The organism is Streptomyces anatolicus (genome assembly GCF_019400875.1).
Classification (GTDB): Bacteria; Actinomycetota; Actinomycetes; order Streptomycetales; family Streptomycetaceae; genus Streptomyces; species Streptomyces anatolicus.
This window is the reverse complement of record NZ_WMBF01000693.1, coordinates 1-2,534: the sequence shown is the minus strand read 5'-3', so window position 1 is coordinate 2,534 and position 2,534 is coordinate 1. Positions and strand designations below refer to the sequence as shown.

The following is a 2,534-nucleotide window of genomic DNA, read 5'->3' as shown; positions in this document are numbered from 1 at the left end:
CCCTCACCCCCCTCGCCACCGACCGCTCCGCCGCCCCCGCGGAACGCGAACAGGGCCTGACCCGCCGCGACGTCCGCCCCTTCTCGCTGGTCGGCGTCGTCTGGGACGATCCGGCCGACGAACTGCACGGCACCGTCCAGGTCCGCACCCGAGCGACCGGCACCGCCACCTGGTCCGGCTGGCAGGGCGTCGAGACGCACAACCACGAACACGCGGCCGACCCGGACACCCTGGAACGCGGCACCGGCAGGGTCCGCGGCGCCACGGCCCCCCTGTGGGTCGGCGACTCCGACGGCGTGGAGGTCCGTGTCCGCGCCCAGAGCGACCGGCGCGCCGGCCCCGCCCTGCTCCCCGAGGGCCTGCGCCTCGAACTCGTGGACCCGGGCGACGAGCCCCCGCCGCGCGGCGGCCTCACCGAGGTGCCGCGCGCCACCGCCATGTCCGCCGAGGCCGCCGCCGCGTCGGCCGTCAACGCGGACCTCGCCCCGCTCGACGCCGCCGTGATCCCGGAGCTGACCAAGCGGCAGACGGAGGAGGACCTGATCGCCGCCCGCGGCGGCCGCGAGGCGGTCGGCAAGGTGCGGCCCTACATCGGCCCGCGCCCGGCCATCATCACGCGCAAGGGCTGGGGCGCCGACGAACGGATCCGCGAGCGGGACTTCGCGTACACCAGGACCGTGAAGGCCGCCTTCGTGCACCACAGCGCGTCCGGCAACAACTACCGCTGCTCACAGGCGGGATCCGTGCTGCGCAGCATCTACCGCTACCACGTCAAGAGCAGCGGCTGGCGCGACTTCGGCTACAACTTCGCGGTCGACAAGTGCGGAAACATCTACGAAGGACGTGCCGGAGGTGTGGCCAAGCCCGTCCTCGGGGCCCACACTCGCGGTTTCAACGCGAACACCACGGGCATCGCCGTCCTCGGCACGTTCAGCAGCGCCGGCCCGCCGAAGGCGGCCGTGACCGCCCTCGCCCGGCTGACCGCGTGGAAGCTCGGCCTGTACGGCGCCAACCCGCGCGGTACTACCTACCTGAAGTCCGGTGGTGGCAACCTGTACAAGAAAGGCAGGAACGTTCGCCTCCGGGTGATCTCCGGACACCGTGACGGCTTCGCCACCGACTGCCCCGGCAGCCGCCTGTACAACAAGCTCGGCAAGGCCCGGTCCTCCTCGGCCCGCATGCAGGGCCGCTGAGGCCCGGTCGCACTGCATGACCTGCATGACCTGCACGACCTGCACGACCTGCACATCCGTCTGCATACACTGGCCGGCCGAAACCCAAGTTCGGCCGGCCCCAGCAGGAAGCAGAGACGACAGGTGACAGAAGCGATCCTCCTGGTCGGCGGCAAGGGAACCCGGCTGCGACCGCTCACGGTCCACACCCCCAAGCCGATGGTCCCGGCGGCGGGCGTCCCGTTCCTCACCCACCAGCTGGCGCGGGCCCGCGCGGCGGGCGTGGAACACATCGTCCTCGCCACCTCCTACCTCGCCGAGGTCTTCGAGCCGCGCTTCGGCGACGGCTCGGCGCTCGGCCTGCACATCGAGTACGTCACGGAGACCGAGCCCCTCGGCACGGGCGGCGCCATCCGCAATGTGGCCTCGCACCTGCGTTCGGGCCCCGACGAGCCCGTACTGATCTTCAACGGTGACATCCTCACGGGCCTGGACATCCGCGCCCTCGTCGACACCCACCGGACGTCCGGCGCCGATGTCTCGCTGCATCTGACCCGGGTCGAGGACCCGAGGGCGTACGGCCTCGTCCCCACCGACGCGACCGGCCGGGTCACCGCCTTCCTGGAGAAGCCGCAGACCCCCGAGGAGATCCTCACCGACCAGATCAACGCGGGCGCGTACGTCTTCCGCCGCTCGGTCATCGACACGATCCCCGAGGGCCGCCCCGTCTCGGTCGAACGGGAGACCTTCCCCGACCTCCTCTCCCACGGCGCCCATCTCCAGGGCATGGTCGACTCCACGTACTGGCTCGACCTGGGCACGCCCCAGGCGTTCGTCCGCGGCTCGGCGGACCTCGTCCTCGGCCGCGCGCCCTCCCCGGCGGTCCCGGGGCGCCGCGGCGAGAGCCTGGTCCTGCCCACCGCGTCCGTCGCCCCGGACGCCAAGCTCACCGGCGGCACGGTCGTCGGCGAGAACGCCCGCGTCGGCGAGGGCGCGCGGATCTCCGGCAGCGCGATCCTGGCCGGCGCGGTCGTCGAACCGGGCGCGGTGATCACGGACTCCCTCGTCGGCGCGGGCGCCCGCGTCGGGGCCCGCGCGGCGCTCTCGGGCGCGGTGATCGGCGACGGGGCGCGCATCGGCGCCGACAACGAACTGCGCGACGGCGTACGCGTCTGGTGCGGCGCCGAGCTGCCGCCGGGCGCCGTCCGCTTCTCCTCGGACCAGTAGGGGAGACCCGGCGGGGGGCGGCCGTCGCCTACCCTCATAAAGATGTCGTCCCGTTTCGCCCCGCGCCCCACTCGCACCACTGTGCGCGGTGGCGAGACAGCCGTACCCACGGGCGTCCCCCGCCGGCCCACGGCC

Annotated in this window: 2 protein-coding genes; both read left to right on the top strand. The window is 73.3% G+C overall.

Annotated features, from left to right (window positions below):
* Positions 1–1,193: peptidoglycan recognition protein family protein (locus tag GKQ77_RS31445; RefSeq protein ID WP_308117839.1), on the top strand; the 1,193-nt coding region annotated here is incomplete at its 5' end.
* Between the two features lie 123 nt (positions 1,194–1,316).
* Positions 1,317–2,399, top strand: a complete 1,083-nt coding sequence (gene manB / locus GKQ77_RS31440; RefSeq protein WP_219692518.1) for a mannose-1-phosphate guanylyltransferase — start codon at positions 1,317–1,319, stop codon at positions 2,397–2,399.
* The last annotated feature ends 135 nt before the right edge of the window (positions 2,400–2,534 follow it).